Source organism: Sorangium sp. So ce363, from assembly GCF_051520435.1.
GTDB classification, from domain to species: Bacteria; Myxococcota_A; Polyangia; order Polyangiales; family Polyangiaceae; genus Sorangium; species Sorangium cellulosum_B.
On sequence record NZ_CP150333.1, the window covers coordinates 8,242,635 to 8,258,832 of the forward strand.

The window sequence follows — 16,198 nt, forward strand, 5'->3', positions numbered from 1 at the left end:
CGTTTTCGGCGCGCAAGCGCACTCCGGTGCGCTGAGCACCGAAAACGTCGAGATGGGCCCGTATCCGAAGCGGGTGACCGCCGCTCAGTCGTCGATGGTCAGGGGGATGTCGAGCTGCCTCGAGCCTCCCGCGAAGCGCCCTCGGTAGAGGCCCTCGGCGCAAGCCTGCAGCGCCGGCCGGAGCGGCGGGTTGAAGCGCAGGGCGGCGACGCTGCCGTCGGGGCGCACGGAGACGTGCAGCGTCGAGACGATCGATCGGCGGACCGAGGACCTGCCGCCCGCGCTCTCGCGCGCGAAGCAGCTCGACAGCAGCGACTGCACGGAGGCCGGCGTGAGCGCCGGCGGGCCAGACGCCTCCTGCGCCTCCGGGACCGGCGGCGCGGCGGCGGCCGGGGGCTCGGTCGTCAGCGGCGACAGCAGCGCAGTCGGCTCGGCGACCGCAGGGGCGGCGGGCTCCTCTGCGCGAGCCACGACCGCCGGGGCCAGAGCGGCTCCGCCCGGCGGACGCGCGCCGACGGACGGCTGGGGCGGAGCGGGTGCAGGCGCCGGCGCCGGCGCCGGCGACGCGACCGCGGCGGCGCCTTCCTTCGGCGCGGGGCGCTCGAGGAGGCGCGCCTCGCGGCCGCCGTCGAGCGAGAAGGTGCCGCGCGACGGGCCGACGAGGAGGTGCGCGGTGGTCGCGCCGCGGTACGCCGCAGGGCCGACCGCGACGGTGCCGTGCTCCACGTCGACCTCCACGCGGCCCTCCAGGCGGGTCACGGTGAAGAGCGTGCCGTGCACCGCGACGCGGGTGCCGTCCACCTCGACGGCGAACGCCTCGACGAGCCCCTCCTCGGGCGCGCGCGTGACGACGTCGGCGCGCACCGAGCCCCGCTCGAGCGAGATCACGTGGCCGACCCCTGCCGCGCCCACGGCGCGCACGACGGCGCGGCTGTCCGGCAGGAGCGTCCAGCGCACCGAGCCGACATCGACGAAAGAGACCGCGTGGTCCGCGGTCTCGACGGAGTCGCCGGGCCGGAGGGCGCGGAAGTCCAGGTCGCCGGACGCCCGGTCGCCGCCGGCTGCCACGGGGACCTCGGCGAGATCGCGGGCGCGCGGTGGCGTCGACGTCGCCGTGACGGGCGGGGCGGAGCGCCCGGCCGCGAGGACCGCGAACGCGATGGCCGCCGCCGCCGCCGCGAACCCGAGCGCGCGCCCGAGCGGCGAGCGCTGCTGCGGCGCGGCGCGGTGGACCGGAGCGGCCCGCTCGATCCGCGCGAACAGCTCGCGCTCGATGGTCTCCCAGCGCGGCTCGGGCGGCTGCTCGGCGCGGAGCAACCGCTCCATGTGCTCGCGTGCCCGGTCGTAGTGCTTTGCGCCGCTCATGCGTCCTCCGCGTCGACAGCCGATGGATCCGCCGCGGGGTATCCCACGGCGGCGCCCCCCACGGAAACGCGCGTGCGCGCCGCTGCCGGCCCGGCGCCATCCGCCTTGTCCGCGCCGCCCTCGGCCAGCTCGGCGGCGAGCTGGGCGAGCGCGGGCTCGGCGCGCATCATCGCCTCGATCTCGCGGCGCGCATAGAACAGGCGCGTCCGCACCGTCAGGACCGGCGCGCCGACGATCTCCGCGATCTCGTTCGGCGGGATCCCCTCGAGCTCGTGCAGGACGTAGACGACCCGCTTCTTCTCGGGGAGGCGCTCCAGCACCCGCCGAAAGGCGTCGATCCTGCGAGCGCGAGCGGCGTCCTCGTCCGGGAGCATGCCGCGGTCCACCTCGATGTCGGCGCCGAGCTCGCCCACGAACACCGGCCGGCAGCGCGCAGCGCGCCGCGCCATCAGCACGGCGTTGACCGTCACCCGGTGGAGCCACGTCGTGAACTTCGATTGCCCGCGGAAGTCACCCAGGCTCCGGTGCACCTGGATGAACACCTCCTGGATGACGTCCTCGACGTCGGCGGTCGGCCCGAGCATCCTGAAAACGAGGCGCGCGACGTCGCGGCGGTAGCGGCGGAAGATCTCCACGAACGCCGTCGGGTCACCGCTCTGGAAGCGGCGGATCCACTCGCCCACGTCGTCGGGCTCGGTCACCTGCGGAAGCCTACCCGCCCCCTCGGCGCTCATGGAGCTCGACGGAGAGACGAGGAGCGCCGGACGACGAGAGCGGTCACCGCCCGCGAACACGACGTCGAGCGGCGCGTGGGCGTCTCTGGCAGCGCACTCGGGCAGGTCGTCGCCACGGCCGTCCGGCGCAGCCGCGTCAGCAGGGAAGAACGACCGCGAGAGGTGCGCCCACAGCGCCCCCGTCTCGACCGCCACGGTATGCACGGAGAGCTCTGGTGCGCCGAGCCGCCGGATCATTCATGGCGCCGCACGGCTGCTCCACAAGGGCAGCGGTTACGCCGAACGCAGAAAAGTTGTTCCTTGAGCCACATTGGCGCGACCTTCCGGCGCATGATCTTCATCGCCGTATCGCTGACCGTGGCCCTCGTCGCCGCCGACCTGCTCGATCTGGGCTCCCGCCGCCGCGATCGCGTGTAGCGAGCGCCTTCAGCCCCTGACAAAAAGGGGCCCGGCTGGAGCCCGCGCCGGCCTCAGGCCAACGAGCGCTCCAGCCGGGCGAGTCGAGGAGATCGCGGCGCCGTCCGGGTCGTCCCCGTCGGCTTCAGCCCGCGGCCTCGGCCCCCGCTGCGCCGCCCTTCTTGGGCAGCTCGAAGAGCGCCGACAGCTCGACCTTCTCCTGCTTCTTCTGCTCTAGGAGCCGGTTGACCGCGCGAAGCACGCGCGTCTTCGCGGGGCCGCTGATCGGCTTGCCCTGCAGCGCGGCGCTCAGCGTGCGGTCGGTCACGGGACGACCGCTGCGCGGCTTCTTGGCGCTGGCCGCCTCCTTCTTCTTGGCGGCGTCCTCGCTGCCACGCGCCAGCCGCTTCGTCAGGCGGATCGCCCGATCCTCCGGCTGCAGCCGCTCGATCTTCACCGACGCCGCGATGATGCGGCGGGGGTCGATCTTCTTTTCCTTCAAGAAATCTTCGATCTTGGTAGCCATCGTCGTCACTTGCCCCGAAAGGGCGGCGACCCTATCACGCGCGGCGCCGCCGTGCATCTGCGACGTTTACGCTGCGACGTTTACCCTTTGCGCCGCCCTGGGGTAGCTTGTCACGGTGACCCTCCTGCCTGAGCTCGACGAAGCCGCGCGCGTCATTCGTGAACGAATTCCAGCGCCTCCGCGCGTTGGTGTGGTGCTCGGATCGGGGCTCGGCGGCTGGGGCGACGAGCTCGCCGAGCTCGTGAAGGTGCCCTACGCGGACATCCCCGGCATGCCCCGGCCGGCCGTCGCCGGGCACCCCGGCTTCCTCTGCGCCGGCCGCGTCGGGGACGTGCAGGTCGCCTGCCTGCAGGGGCGCGCGCACCTCTACGAGGGGCACCCGCTGGCGAAGGTGGTGTTCGGCGTGCGGGTGCTCGCCCGGCTCGGCTGTCGCGCCGTGCTCCTGACCAACGCGGCCGGCGGCATCAACCCGGGGTTCGCCGCCGGCGACCTCATGCTGCTCACCGATCACCTGAACCTGATGGGAGCGAACCCGCTGGTCGGGCCGAACGACGAGGCGCTCGGCAAGCGCTTCCCCGACATGACCTACGCGCACGATCCCAGGCTGATCGAGCTCGCGAAGACTGCGGCGAGCGACACGGGCGTCGCCCTGCGCGAGGGGGTCTACGCCGCGCTGCTCGGACCGACGTACGAGACGCCCGCCGAGATCCGGATGCTGCGCACGCTCGGGGCCGATGCGGTCGGGATGAGCACCGTCCCGGAGATCATCGCGCTCAGGCACATGGGCGTGCCCGCCGCGGCCATCTCGTGCGTCACGAACCTCGCCGCGGGGCTGACCAAGCGCGAGCTCGACCACAAGGAGGTCGAGGAGACCGCCCGGGAGGCGCGCGCCCGGTTCACGGCGCTGCTCTCGACGTGGGTCCGCCGCGTCGGCGCCGACGTCGCGGCCGGGAGCACGGCGTCGTGAGCCGCCCTCCGCGCGACGCCAGCGACGCGCTCGCCTCGGCTGAAGCGGCGCAGGCGATCGACTGGGACGCGCTCGACCAGGCCGCCCTCGCCGTCCGGACGCGGGCGCACGCGCCGTACTCCAGCTACCGGGTGGGCGCGGCGATCCTCGTGCGATCCGGCCGCGTGTTCACCGGCTGCAACGTCGAGAACGCCTCGTACGGGCTCACCATCTGCGCAGAGCGCTCCGCCATCGTGCAGATGGTCGCGGCCGGCGAGCGCGATCCGATCGCGCTCACCGTCGCCACCAGCGGGCCCGTGCTCGGCAGCCCGTGCGGTATGTGCCGGCAAACCCTCGCCGAGTTCGCCGAGGATTTCCCGATCCGCCTCATCGCCGCCGAGGCCGACGGCGTGGCGCCGCGGACCACCTCGCTGTCGGCGCTGCTCCCCGAGGCGTTCGGGGCGGCCGCGCTCTCGCGCTGATCGCCCCGAGCGCCCTCCAGGGAGCGCCGAGGGCTCACTCGATCGAGAGCGCCTCGGCTTGATCGATCTGCGACAGCGCCGCGGCGAGCGCCTCCCGCGCGCGCTCGAGCGAGACGCGGTCCTCACCCCACTTCGAGCGTGCCTTCTGCAGGCGGGCGCGCTCGACGGCCAGCTGCTCGGTGAGCTGCTCGCCGTGCGCCCGCAGGCTGTCGCGCTCCTCGGTCCGCTGCGAGAGCTGAGCGCCGAGCTCGCTCCCACGCCGCTCGGCCTCGGCGAGCCGGCCCTGGAGCGCCTCGATGGATTGCGCCCGCTCGGCGAGCTCACCCAGCAAGCGCTCGCGCTCCGCGGCAGCCGCGGAGAGCTCACCCGCGCGCTGCTCCAGCTGCCGATCGAGCTCCTGCGTCCGGGCCTCGAGGTCCGCGATCTGGCTGCGCGCTTGCCCGAGCTCCGTGGAGAGCCCGCGGGCGACCTCGTCCAGCTCGCGCCGCTGCGCCGCCCAGGCGGCCTCCCGCTCGGCGGTCTCGGCCTGGTGCGCCGCGCGCGCGTCGGCGAGCGCCTGCGCGTGCGCGGCCTCGAGCTGCGCCTGCCGCTCGGCGGCGCGCGCCTCGAGCTCGACCACCCGCTTCGCGTGGGCCTGCTCGGCGTCGCGGACGGCCTGCTCGCGCTCCTCGATGAGCTCGCGCTCCCGCGCCGCGAGCTGCGTTGCGAAGCTCTCGCGCGCGGCCGCGAGCGCCCTCGCGTGCTCCTCCGTCTGCTGCGCGATCGCCCGCGCATGCTCCTCGGCCTGCCCCTCGAGGGCGCGCGCGTGCTCGGTCTGGAGGCGTTGCAGCGCGCCCGCGTGCTCGCGATCCCGCCGTCCGATCTCGTCCGCGTGCTCGCTCTGGAGCCCCTCGACGGCGCTCGCGTGCTCGCCCCGCAGCGACTCCAGCGCGGACGTGTGCTCGCCCCGCAGCGACTCCAGCGCGGATGCGTGCGCGGCCTGCTGCTTCTCGATCGCGGCGGCGTGCTCGTCGCGCGCCCCCTGGAGCGCGGCGGCGTGCTCCGCCTGAGCGCGCTCCAGGGCGGCAGCGTGCTCGCTTCGCGCCGTGTCCAGCGCAGCGGCGTGCTCCCGGTCGCGCCGCTCCGTCGCGGCTTCGTGCTCACGCCGCAGCGCCTCGACGGCGGCCTCGTGCTCGCGCCTCGACGCGTCGAGCGCCCCGGCGTGCTCGGCCCGCAGCCCCTCCATGGCGGCGGCGTGCTCGGATTTCGCCCCCTCCGCCGCCGCCGCATGCTCGGCCCGGAGGCGGTCCAGCGCCGTGGCGTGCTCGCCGGCCAGCTTCTCGATGGCGCCGGCGTGCTCGCCGGTCAGCTTCTCGATGGCGCCGGCGTGCTCGCCGGTCAGCTTCTCGATGGCGCCGGCGTGCTCGCCGGTCAGCTTCTCGATGGCGCCGGCGTGCTCGCCGGTCAGCTTCTCGACGGCGGCGCGGTGCTCGGCGGCCTGCTGCTCGCGCCGGGCGGCGTGCTCGGCGTTGAGCCGCTCCACCTCCGCCCGGTGCCCCGCGGCCGCCTGCTCGAAGCGCTCGCGCTCCACCTGCGCGCTCTCCTCGAGCTCGCGCTGCGCCGAGGCCTCGACGGCGGCGATCGCTTGCGTCTTCTCGTCCGCCGCCGCGCGCAGCGCCTCCGTGTGCGCCGCCTCCGCGTCCATCAGCGCCTGCCGGGCCGACGAGAGATCGGCGTCGCGGGCCGCGATCTGCCCCTGCAGCTTCTCCGCGCGTGCCTTGAAGTCGTCCGCGCGCTTCGCGGCGAGCTCCTTGTCCGCGCGGAGCGACGCGACCTGTCCGTCGAGGTCCTCGCTCGCGCGCTCGAGCTCCAGGATCCTGTCGACCTGATCGGCCTTCTCTCGCTCGAGCGACAGCGACTGATCCCGGAGCTCCAGCAGCTCCTTGTCCTTGCGCGACATCTGGTCGCGGAGCGCGAGGATCTCTTTGTCCTTCTTGTTGAGCGCCTCGCGCAGATCCAGGAACTCGCGGCTCGACACGCCGCCGGGCCTGGAGCCGGCGCCGGCGCCGGACGCGAGCTTCACCTTGAGCTCGTCCAGCTCGCGCCGCAGGCGGGCCGCCTCCTGGCTGCCGTCGTTCGCCGAGGAGAGCTCTCCCTCGAGGCGGAGCGAGGTCGCGCGCGCAGCCGCGACTTCCTTGGTGAGGCGGACGATCTCTCCCTTGGACCTGTCCAGGTCGCCACGCAGGCGCTCGATCTCGGCCGCGTCGGCGTCGGAGCGAGGCGGCGCGGGCGGCGCAGGGGTCAGCCGCCCGCGCTCGGAGATCGGAGCCCGGTACGCGGCACCGCGCTCGGAGACCGGAGCCCGGTACGCGGCCCCGCGCTCGGAGACCGGAGCCCGGTACGCGGCCCCGCGCTCGGAGACCGGCGCCCGGTACGCGGCCACCGGCGACGAGCTCACGGGCGGCGGCGCCGAGGCCGGCACGGGCGTCTTCGTGGGCGCCAGCGTCCGAGACGACGGCGCGACCGAGGGCCTGACGTCGGTGCGCTCCTCCTCCTCGTCGCGGATCAGCCGGGTGAACGCGCCGCCGATGAACTCCTCGATGTCCTCGTCCGACTTGCGGGCGTCCGACCGCGCCGCGGCGCCCTGCGGAGGCCTCGGCGGAGCTGACGCCCGGGCACGATCCTGCGCAGCGGCGGCAGGGGGCGCCGACGGCACGGCAGACGGTGTGACGGCAGACGGCGGCACCGCGGACGTCGGCCTCGGCGCGGGGGGCGGCGGCACCGCGGACGGCGGCCTCGGCGCGGGGGGCGGCGGCACCGCGGACGGCGTGGCGGCAGCGGCAGGCGGCGGCGCCGCGGACGGCGGCCTCGGCACTGGCGGCGGGACCGACGGCGCAACGGCGGGCGGAGGCGCGACGCTCCCGGGCGTGCCGTCCGAGCCCACGGCGGCCGTGATGATCGTGGGATCGCCGGAGTCCTCGTCGATGTCGGCCTCGAGCACCTCGGCCTCATCGATCATGATCGGATCGGCCTCCGCGTCGTCCCCGTCGATCGAGACGTAGTTGCGGATGTGCTCGAGGAGCTCGCCGAACGCGATCGGCTTGTGGATGTAGTCCTCCGCGCGCGTCCTGAGCTTGCGGTGCTGCTCGAACGTCTCTTCGCTCGACTCGCTCGACATGATGACGAGCGGGACGTCCTTGAGCTGCACGTCCTTCTTGAGCTTGTTGCAGACCGAGAAGCCGTTCATGCGCGGCAGCTCGATCGACAGCAGGATGAGGTCGGGGCGCTCGGCCGCTGCCGCCTGCAGGCCGACGTTGCCGTCGTCGACCACCTGAACGGTGCAGCCGAGGCGGCCCAATTCCGTGCGGAGCTCCCCGGCAAACGCCGGATCGCTCTCAAATACGAGGACTTTCGTCATGTTCCGGGGTGTGCGCGGGTTCGGAGGGGAAACCAAGATATCGGCCCCCTTCAACGAGTGTCAAACACGAGGCTGGCAGCGCAGCTCAGATCGCGCGGCCGCCATCCGCCTGCCAATCCTGCCGACGGGGCGCCGAGCGGAAATCGCCCGGCCCGGGGGCGATACCGCACAATCCTACATAACTCTTGCCGAGGAGCAGGGAGACAGCGGAAGACCCGCGCGCTCGCCGATCAGGGCGCGACGAAGTGGCCGGGCGCCTCGTCTCCAAAGCACAGCCCCATCTCACGGGCGGTGACGACCGTGTCCGAGTCGAGCGGCACCGTCTTCGTCTTGCCGGCGACCTCCTCGAGGGGGACGAGCTCGATCCGGTTCGAGCGCAGCGCCACCATCCCGCTGCCGCAGTCCTCGACGAGGCAGCGCGCCGCGGCCGCGCCGAAGCGGAGGGCGAGCAAGCGATCCGCCGTCGTGGGTCCGCCGCCCCGCTGGAGGTGGCCGAGCACCATCGAGCGCGCTTCCTTGCCGGTGCGGGCCGCGAGCTCCTTGGCCACGCGCTCGGCCACGCCCCCGAGCACGGCGGTGCGGCGGAACGCGTCGCCCGCGTCCTTGATGATCAGCTCACCCCCTTGCGCGTACGCCCCCTCGGCCGCCACGACGATGGAGAAGCGGCGCCCGCGCGACTCCCGCAGGCGGATCTTCTCGGCGATCGCCTCGAACCGGAACGGGATCTCCGGCATCAGGATGGCGTCGGCTCCGCCGGCGATCCCGGCGTTGAGCGCGATCCAGCCCGCGTGCCGCCCCATCACCTCCACGACCATGATCCGCTCGTGCGCCTCGGTCGTGGTGTGGAGCCGGTCGAGCGCCTCGGTCGCGATGGAGACCGCCGTGTCGAAGCCGAACGTGAGGTCCGTGCAGCAGACGTCGTTGTCGATCGTCTTCGGTACGCCGATGACGAGGGGCAGCCCGCGCTGGAGCAGCTGGTGCGCGATCCACATGGATCCGTCTCCGCCCACCGAGATGAGCGCGTCGAACCCCTCCGCGCGAAACCGCCGCACGAGATCCTCGGATCGATCCCGGGGGACGAGCCCGTGCTCGCCAGGCGTCGGGTAATGGAACGGATCGCCGCGGTTCGCGGTGCCCAGGATGGTGCCCCCGAGGTGCGCGATGCCCCGGACCCGCTCGCGATCCAGGCGGATGAGCCCATCCGGATCGTCGTCGAGCAACCCGCGGTACCCTTGCCGGATCCCCCAGACCTCCCAGCCACGCTCGAGCGCGCCGAGCGTGGCCGCGCGGATCACAGCGTTGAGCCCCGGCGCGTCGCCTCCGCCGGTACTGATAGCGATCTTTCGTGCCGCCATGAGGCTCGCAGCATCGCGAGCCGCCCCCGGCGACGCAATAGACATCTCCTCGACCTGGCCTCGAAAGGCACGGATGCGCGTCGCGATTCGACGGAGCGACGGCGGCGGACGGCGGCGAACGCGGCGCGCTGGACGAGCCCGGGGAACGCGGCGAGCGAGGAGCGCCTGCGCGAAGCGGCCTTCGCACCCGGCGCGCGTGCGCCGTGTGGTCGGGGCCGCCACGGGAGGGGTGTCGATCCGGAGGAGCGCAGGCATGACGGTCGCGAGCGCCGGCGACAGGGTATAGGGGCGTGCGCATGCGATCACCCCGGCTGCGTGCCCCTGTATGAACCGCGCCACCCTGATCCGAGGCATCCAGGTCATCGTCACGCTCACGCTCGCGTCGTTCGCTTACGTCCTCTACAGCGAGATCCACGACAAGCAGGCGAGCCTCGCCGCCGCGTTCGCGCACGTGCGCCCGGGCTGGCTGCTCGTCGGCGCCGTGCTGGCGCTGCAAGAGGGCGTGTTCGGAGGCCTCAGGATCTGGACCCTCGGGCGCGTCCTCTGGCCCGAGCTCCGCGTCCGTACCGCGGTGACCTCGGAGTTCGTGCTGATGTTCTGCGCCGGGGTGACCCCCGGACAGGCCGGCGCGGCGCCGTCGCAGGCCGCCGTGCTCGTGCACGGCGGCATGCGGCTCGTCGACGTGGCCACGGCGGAGCTGCTCACCGCCTCGTGCACGATCACCTTCTTCCTCCTGTCTGCCGTGGTCATCTTCGTGCTGCAGCAGGGCGGGATGCTGGTCGTGCAGGCGGGCTCGCAGATCGAGTGGCTGCTCCTCTTCACCGTCGTGATGTTCGGCTCGGCCCTCGTCGCGCTCATCGCCGCGGCGGCGTACCCGCCGCTCCTCAAGGGGATCGTCCGCGCGCTGTCGGTGCCGCTCGGGAAGCTCCTGCGCGCCGCCCTGCTGGGCGCCCGGCGCGTGCCCCGGCTGCGGGCCCGCGCCGAGGCCGCGCTCGCCGCCCCCGGCGCCACGACCGCGCGCCTGCTGCTGGGCGTGGACGAGTTCCACCACGGCTTCCGCATCTACATGCGCCGCGGCAAGCGCGCCTACGCCGCCGCGCTGCTGCTCACGTTCGGCTTCTTCTGCTCGCGGTTCGCCGTCGCCTACTTCATCCTGCTCGGGCTCGGCATTCCGACCTCGCCCTCGACGTTCGTCTCGGTAGGCCCGCCGATCGTGCAGGTCGTCCTGATCCAGACGCTGCTCAACTTCGCGCTCTACATGACCCCCACGCCCGGCGCGAGCGGCGTCGCCGAGCTCGGCTCGAACGCGCTCATGTCGCCCTGGGTCCACGGCGCGTTCGTGGTGCCCTACGTCGTCCTCTGGCGGGTGCTCACCCTGTTCCTCTGCATGTTCGTCGGGGGGGTCTACGTCTTCCGCTACCTCGGCACCGACGTGCTCGAGGAGCGCGTGAAGCAGACCGAGGCGGAGAAGCGCGCGCTCGCGGAGGCGGCGCGCGCCGCGAAGGCGCCGCTGGGTGGAGAGGACACCACCGATCGGCAGCAAGGCGTGGGGTGACGCGGGAATGGGGTGACGCGGGAATGGGGTGGCGCGGGAATGGGGTGGCGCGGTCGGCGCGGCTGGCGCAGGGCGGCTCGCGCCAGCCGCGAAAGCCACGCCCGGCGCAGGATCAGCGCGCGGAGATCGGCACGGCCGCGAACTGGACGAGCTTCCCGCGCCGCACCTTGAGGAGGGCGACGGACCCGTCCTTGAGCTTGGAGATGGCCGCCCGGAGGCCGGCGACGTCCTTCACCGGGGCGCCGTTCACCTCGAGGATCACGTCGCCCACCTCGATCTCCTGGACCTTGCTGCCCGAGGCGAACCCGTCGACCCGCACGCCGCCGCCCGGGGCCTCGGAGACCTGGATGCCGAGCTTCTCGGCGCTCAGCTGGCGCTCGGGCCGCGCGCCCTGGCTCGGCCGCGCGCGGCCCGCCGCGTCGCCCTCCTCGTCCTGGAGCGCGTCCAGCTTGGCCACGACCTGTTGCTGCTTCTGGGCGCGCACCAGCGTCACCGCGATCTCCGAGCCGGGCGCGTTGCGCGCCACGTTGCGCCGCAGCTCCTCGGCGTGGTGGATGGGGACGCCGTTCACGTTCACGATCACGTCGCCCGGCTTGATGCCGGCGCGCGCGGCCGCGCCGCCCGGCTCGACCTCGGCGACGAGCGCGCCCCGAGGCCCGTCGAGCTGGAGCGCCGCGGCGAGATCGCGCGTGACGGGCTGGAACAGGAGGCCGAGCTTGCCGCGCTCGACGAAGCCCTTCTCGCGGAGCTGCGGGAGCACGTCCTTCAGCGCGTCGATCGGGATCGCGAAGCCGATCCCGTTCGCGCCCGCCCGGATCGCGGTGTTGATGCCCACGACCTCGCCCCGCCAGTTGAACAGCGGGCCGCCGCTGTTGCCCGGGTTGATCGACGCGTCGGTCTGGATGAAGTCGTCGTACGGCCCCGCGCCGATCGCGCGCGCCTTCGCGCTGACGATGCCGAGCGTGACCGTGTGGCCGAGCCCGAAGGGGTTGCCGACCGCGAGCACGTGCTCGCCGACCCGCAGCTGCTCGCTCGCCCCGAGCGGCGCCACAGGCAGGCCGCTCGCGCCCTTCAGGCGGAGGAGCGCGAGATCGAGCTTGGGATCGCGGCCGACGACCTCGGCCTCGAACTCCCGCTCGTCGGCGAGCCGCACGCGGACGCCGGACGCGTCGTGGATGACGTGCTCGTTCGTCACGACGTAGCCGCTCGGGTCGATGATGAAGCCGGTCCCGAGCGCCGTCTGCGTCGGCTGCTGGCCCCGCGGGTTGAGCCGTCCGCCGCCTTGCGGACCGAAGAAGAACTGGAAGGGGTCGAGCCCTTCGGGCCCCTGGACCTCATGCGTCGTCGTGATGTTGACGACCATCGGCTTGACCCGATCTGACAGGGCGGCGACATCGAAGGTGGCCGGCACCGGCGCCGTCGCCGGCGGGAGCGTCACGGTCGCGACCGGCGGCGCCGCGGCCTGCGGCGAGGCGGCGGCCTGGGTGGAAGGAGGCGTGGCGTGGGCCTGTTGACCGCAACCGCCGATGGCCAGCGCCGCCGCCGTGAGCAGCGCGAGGGCCGAAGCGCGAGGGCGATAGGAAACCGCTTGAATCATGAAATCTCCGTCGGGCAGTCGAAGGGTCCCGTCCTGCCATCGACGAACATGGGACCGACTGCGTTCATTCCGCCGCACCAATAACGCCGCAGGCTCGGCTGACAAGAGTGATCGCCTCGGTCCGGGCGAGCGGGCCCCGCGCCTGTCTGCACGTCCATGGCGGCACGCGCGGCACGCAGCCGCGCGGCGGTGTCCGTCGAGATTTGAGCCGCGCGCTCGGCAAGGCTGCTAGGGTGCGCGCTCCTGGAAGCGAGGCGAGCGATGGCGAGCGATGAGGGTCTGCTGCGAGGGCGCAAGATCGGGTTTCTTGGCGGCGGAAACATGGCCGAGGCGCTCATCCGCGGCCTCGTCCAGGGGGGCGCCGTGGGCGCGGAGCAGATCCGCGCGAGCGATCTCAAGAGCGAGCGGCTCTCCTTTCTCCACGGGCGCTACGGCATCGAGACCACCGAGGACAACGAGGCGCTCTGCCGGTGGGCCGACGTCCTCGTCATCGCCGTCAAGCCGCAGGTCGTCGATCGCATCCTCGCCCCCATCTCGTCGGGGCTCGGCCGCTCGGACGTCGTGATCTCGGTGGCGGCCGGCGTGCCGATCGACGCCATCGAGGCGCGCCTGCCCGAGGGAGCGCGCGTCATCCGCAGCATGCCGAACACCGCGGCGATCGCGCTCGCCGGCGCCACGGCGATCGCCGCCGGGAGCCACGCCACGAGCGAGGACGTCGAGATCGCGCGGACCCTGTTCCAGGCGGTGGGCCGCGTCGTCGTGCTCGACGAGTCGCTGCTCGACGCGGTGACCGGCCTGTCGGGCAGCGGCCCCGCCTACGTCATGCTGATGATCGAGGCGCTCGCGGACGGCGGCGTGAAGGTCGGCCTCGGCCGGGACGCGGCGCTGCTGCTCGCGGCGCAGACGGTGTACGGCGCCGCCAAGCTCCAGCTCGAGACCGGCGAGCACCCCGGCCGCCTGAAGGACATGGTGACGAGCCCCGGCGGCACGGCCATCGCGGGGCTCCACACGCTGGAGGCAGGCGGCCTCCGCCGCACCTTGATCGACGCGGTGGAGGCGGCGTCCAACCGCTCGGCCGAGCTGGGCGCCCAGATGGCGCAGAAGCTCCGCCGCACCTGAGCCTGACCAAGGAGCGGGCCTGTCCCCGAATGCTGACCACGAGCAGGGGAGCAGCCACGCCACGCGCAGCGCCACCGCCGGAGCTTGGCTTTGAAAGGACAAGACGCTCCACGGCATGCAGTCGCGCCCGTTCTCCGACCTCAGGTGTTGGCGTTCGGCCGGCCCTTGACTATGTTCGCCGCGTCGCAGCGGGACAGGCGATCGCCGGCGGACGGGGAAACCCGGCCGCGGGAGGAAAGTCCGAGCTCCGCAGGGCAGGGTGCCGGGTAACGCCCGGTGAGAGCGATCTCGAGGAAAGTGCAACAGAGAACAGACCGCCGCGCCGCGCGCTTCGCGAGGGCAACGAGCCTCCTGCCCGGATGGGCTGGGCTCCGAGCCTCCGCTGGCTCGCCGCGCGGCAAGGGTGAAACGGCGGGGTAAGAGCCCACCGCGCCCTTGGCAACAAGGGTGGCACGGCAAACCCCACCTGGAGCAAGGCCGCGTAGGGAGGCGTCCGCGACGGCGACAGCCGCCGCGGCAAGGGCTGCCCGCCCCAGGCCTCCGGGTTGGCTGCTTGAGGCGCGCGGCGACGCGCGTCCTAGAGGAATGATCGCCGGCGCGAGGGGGGCGACTCCCCGCGCAACAGAACTCGGCTTACGTCTCCTGCGACCACGAAGCTCCGCCCCGGCGGGGCTTCGTGCTTTTGTGCTCGCCCGCCGCTCACCTGTGGCAAGTCGCTACGCCGCCAGCGGCTGGAGGCGGTCGCGCAGCTTCTTCTTGGCGCGCGCCTCGAGCTGCCGAGCCCGCTCGCGCGACACGCCCAGGCGACGCCCGATCTCGGCGAGCGACAGCTCCTCCTCGGGATCCGCCATCATCCGGGTCTCGACGATGTACCGCTCGCGCGGGTCCAGGTTCTCCACCGCCTGCGTCAGCCGCTCCCGGAGCAGGGCCCCCTCCTCCGCGCGCGAGAAGCGCTCCTCCTGGTCCTGATCGTCCGCGGGCAGCGTGTCGACCAGCGACCGGGCGCCGTCCTCGAACACCTTCGTGTCGAGCGAGACGTCCCGGGCCTCTAGCCGGTGAGCCATCTCCAGCACCTTCTCCGCGGGCGCGCCGAACTTCTCGGCCAGCAGCCGATCCCCCTCCTCCCCCTCGCCCACGAGGCCCGCGATGCGCGCCCGTTCCCGCCGCAACCGGAAGAACATCTTCGAGCGGAGCGGGCCCGAGCCCACGCCGACCAGGCTCCAGGAGTGGATGACGTGGTTCAGAATGTACGCCCGGATCCAGTAGGCCGCGTAGGTCACGAAGCGGTTTCCGCGGTCCGGGTCGTACTTGCGGATCGCGTGGACGATCCCGAAGTTCCCCTCGGCGATGAGGTCGGCGAGCGGGATCCCGTAACGCCGGTAGCTGATCGCTATCGAGACAACATGCCTCAGGTTTGCGAGCGCGAGCGCGGCTGCGGCCTGCTCGTCGCCGTGGTCCCGCCACCGTCGAGCGAGCTCGACTTCTTCCTCGCGCGACAGCTCCGGGATCTGCCGAACATGCGTGATGTAGCGCGAAACCGCGCTGGCCTGATCTCGGGACGTTTGCACAGGGTTTCCTTCGAGGTCCGAAGACCCCGGTTCGGTTGGTGAGGCCGGCCGACGCCGGACCCCGTCTCCTGCTGTCGAGGTCGGCCGGGGCCGGACCTCGATCGCGTTGATCGCTTCGCCGGCACTTGCCGCCGACGTGGTTGGTTCGAGATTCCGAAGAGAGCAGCCCACCCAGGCTGCGATGCAGCTGGCATGCCGCCCCGGGCGGGCAGCTTGTACACCATGGCTGCGAAGCGCTGGCGCACGCGCCTCAGGCGCGCCCGAGCGAGGGACGAGCCAAACCGAAGGCGCTAGAGAGCCAGGAAGGCTGCGATGCTCCGGGCAGACGCGCTCACGCGGCCCGTGTGCATCTCGCGTAGGCCGCTCGAGAGACGAGCGGCGCGAGCCAGGACGGAAGCGAAGCCCGCGAAGAGAGCGGGCGCCCGATCAGAGGGAATCTGACGGAAACGAGCGGAATCAGACGGAGAACGAGGAGCCGCAGCCGCAGGTGCTCTTCACCGACGGGTTGCTGAACTTGAAGCCCGAGCCGTGGAGGCCTTCCACGTAATCAATCTCCGTGCCGTCCAGGTACTGGAAGCTCAGCGGGTCGATGTAGAGCTTGATTCCCCTGTCCTCGAACTCCTCGTCGAACTCCGTCGGCTTGTCCTCGAAGTACAGGTCGTACGAGAAGCCGGCGCACCCACCGCCCACGACGCGCAGGCGCAACCCCTGCCCCATCAGCTCCTCCGCTGTCGCGATCTCCATCACCTTTTCGGCTGCCTTCTCTGTGATCGTGATCATCCTGGAATCTCCTCTGCGTGCTTTGTCGGCGGGGGACGGCAGGTCCTGTCTCGGGGGGCGCTCGCCCCGCAGCAAGGCGAACCGTGCGGTGAGCCCGGCCGGCCGTGCCCTGGGGTGGGGTGCTCAGGGCTCGCCAAAGATACGCACCTTCAGCGATGTCCGCCAGTGCCTCAGCCGGAGCGGCGTCAGGCGGCGCCCTGGCCGCCCGTTCGTCCATGGATGACCACCAGCTCGCCGTTCGCCCGGCGCGCGCCCTGCTGCCAGTGCGCCCAGACGCGACCACCCGGTCGGCCATCCAGCAGCATCGCGCAGCGTGCACAGCAGCGTGCACAGATGAGCCCGCGGCAGGGACCGCCGCCGTCGCCCGCTCGCAGCCGA

The 16,198-nt window shown here is 72.8% G+C and carries 12 protein-coding genes and 1 other RNA gene; 5 read left to right on the top strand and 8 right to left on the bottom strand.

The genetic code is table 11. From position 1 onward, the window contains the following. Positions 1-84: 84 nt before the first annotated feature. The 3 genes from WMF12_RS30905 to WMF12_RS30915 form a co-directional block, all read right to left on the bottom strand. On the bottom strand, positions 85-1,365 hold the full coding sequence (locus WMF12_RS30905; protein ID WP_437851159.1) for a FecR domain-containing protein: 1,281 nt from the start codon (positions 1,363-1,365) through the stop codon (positions 85-87). After that, positions 1,362-2,336, bottom strand: coding sequence for an RNA polymerase sigma factor (locus WMF12_RS30910; protein ID WP_437851161.1), 975 nt, complete (start codon positions 2,334-2,336; stop codon positions 1,362-1,364). Before WMF12_RS30910 ends, WMF12_RS30905 begins: the two co-directional genes overlap by 4 nt. Before the next feature lie 304 nt (positions 2,337-2,640). After that, complete coding sequence (locus WMF12_RS30915; protein ID WP_437851163.1) at positions 2,641-3,021, bottom strand: hypothetical protein; 381 nt, start codon at positions 3,019-3,021, stop codon at positions 2,641-2,643. A gap of 115 nt (positions 3,022-3,136) precedes the next feature. Here WMF12_RS30915 and WMF12_RS30920 point away from each other — a divergent pair, with 115 nt between their 5' ends. Next, a complete protein-coding gene (locus WMF12_RS30920) occupies positions 3,137-3,988 on the top strand; it encodes a purine-nucleoside phosphorylase (RefSeq protein WP_437851165.1) in 852 nt (283 codons plus the stop codon). Next, positions 3,985-4,449 carry a cytidine deaminase gene (gene cdd / locus WMF12_RS30925; RefSeq protein ID WP_437851167.1) on the top strand — a complete coding sequence of 155 codons (465 nt, stop codon included), beginning with the start codon at positions 3,985-3,987 and terminating at the stop codon, positions 4,447-4,449. Before WMF12_RS30920 ends, cdd begins: the two co-directional genes overlap by 4 nt. Before the next feature lie 34 nt (positions 4,450-4,483). Here the strand turns inward: cdd and WMF12_RS30930 are convergent, their stop codons facing one another. Further along, positions 4,484-7,846 (bottom strand): response regulator, encoded by a 3,363-nt coding sequence (locus WMF12_RS30930; protein ID WP_437851169.1) that lies wholly within the window; start codon positions 7,844-7,846, stop codon positions 4,484-4,486. Between the two features lie 230 nt (positions 7,847-8,076). Further along, positions 8,077-9,201 carry a 6-phosphofructokinase gene (locus WMF12_RS30935; protein WP_437740260.1) on the bottom strand — a complete coding sequence of 375 codons (1,125 nt, stop codon included), beginning with the start codon at positions 9,199-9,201 and terminating at the stop codon, positions 8,077-8,079. Positions 9,202-9,526: 325 nt separating this feature from the next. Here WMF12_RS30935 and WMF12_RS30940 point away from each other — a divergent pair, with 325 nt between their 5' ends. After that, positions 9,527-10,756: a lysylphosphatidylglycerol synthase transmembrane domain-containing protein gene (locus WMF12_RS30940; protein ID WP_437740261.1), complete on the top strand. Its 1,230-nt coding sequence runs from the start codon at positions 9,527-9,529 to the stop codon at positions 10,754-10,756. A 112-nt stretch (positions 10,757-10,868) separates the two neighbouring features. On the opposite strand, the gene WMF12_RS30945 is transcribed toward WMF12_RS30940, so the two are convergent. Further along, positions 10,869-12,353, bottom strand: coding sequence for a Do family serine endopeptidase (locus WMF12_RS30945; RefSeq protein ID WP_437851171.1), 1,485 nt, complete (start codon positions 12,351-12,353; stop codon positions 10,869-10,871). A gap of 261 nt (positions 12,354-12,614) precedes the next feature. Between WMF12_RS30945 and proC the strand changes: the two genes are divergently transcribed. Together proC and rnpB are read left to right on the top strand one after the other, a co-directional pair. Next, a complete protein-coding gene (gene proC / locus WMF12_RS30950; RefSeq protein ID WP_437851173.1) occupies positions 12,615-13,472 on the top strand; it encodes a pyrroline-5-carboxylate reductase in 858 nt (285 codons plus the stop codon). Positions 13,473-13,657: 185 nt separating this feature from the next. Further along, positions 13,658-14,122, top strand: an RNA gene (gene rnpB / locus WMF12_RS30955) — RNase P RNA component class A. Between the two features lie 66 nt (positions 14,123-14,188). On the opposite strand, the gene WMF12_RS30960 is transcribed toward rnpB, so the two are convergent. After that, positions 14,189-15,040, bottom strand: a complete 852-nt coding sequence (locus WMF12_RS30960; protein WP_012238497.1) for a sigma-70 family RNA polymerase sigma factor — start codon at positions 15,038-15,040, stop codon at positions 14,189-14,191. A gap of 456 nt (positions 15,041-15,496) precedes the next feature. Next, positions 15,497-15,820 carry an iron-sulfur cluster insertion protein ErpA gene (gene erpA / locus WMF12_RS30965; RefSeq protein ID WP_437740264.1) on the bottom strand — a complete coding sequence of 108 codons (324 nt, stop codon included), beginning with the start codon at positions 15,818-15,820 and terminating at the stop codon, positions 15,497-15,499. Positions 15,821-16,198 lie beyond the last annotated feature (378 nt).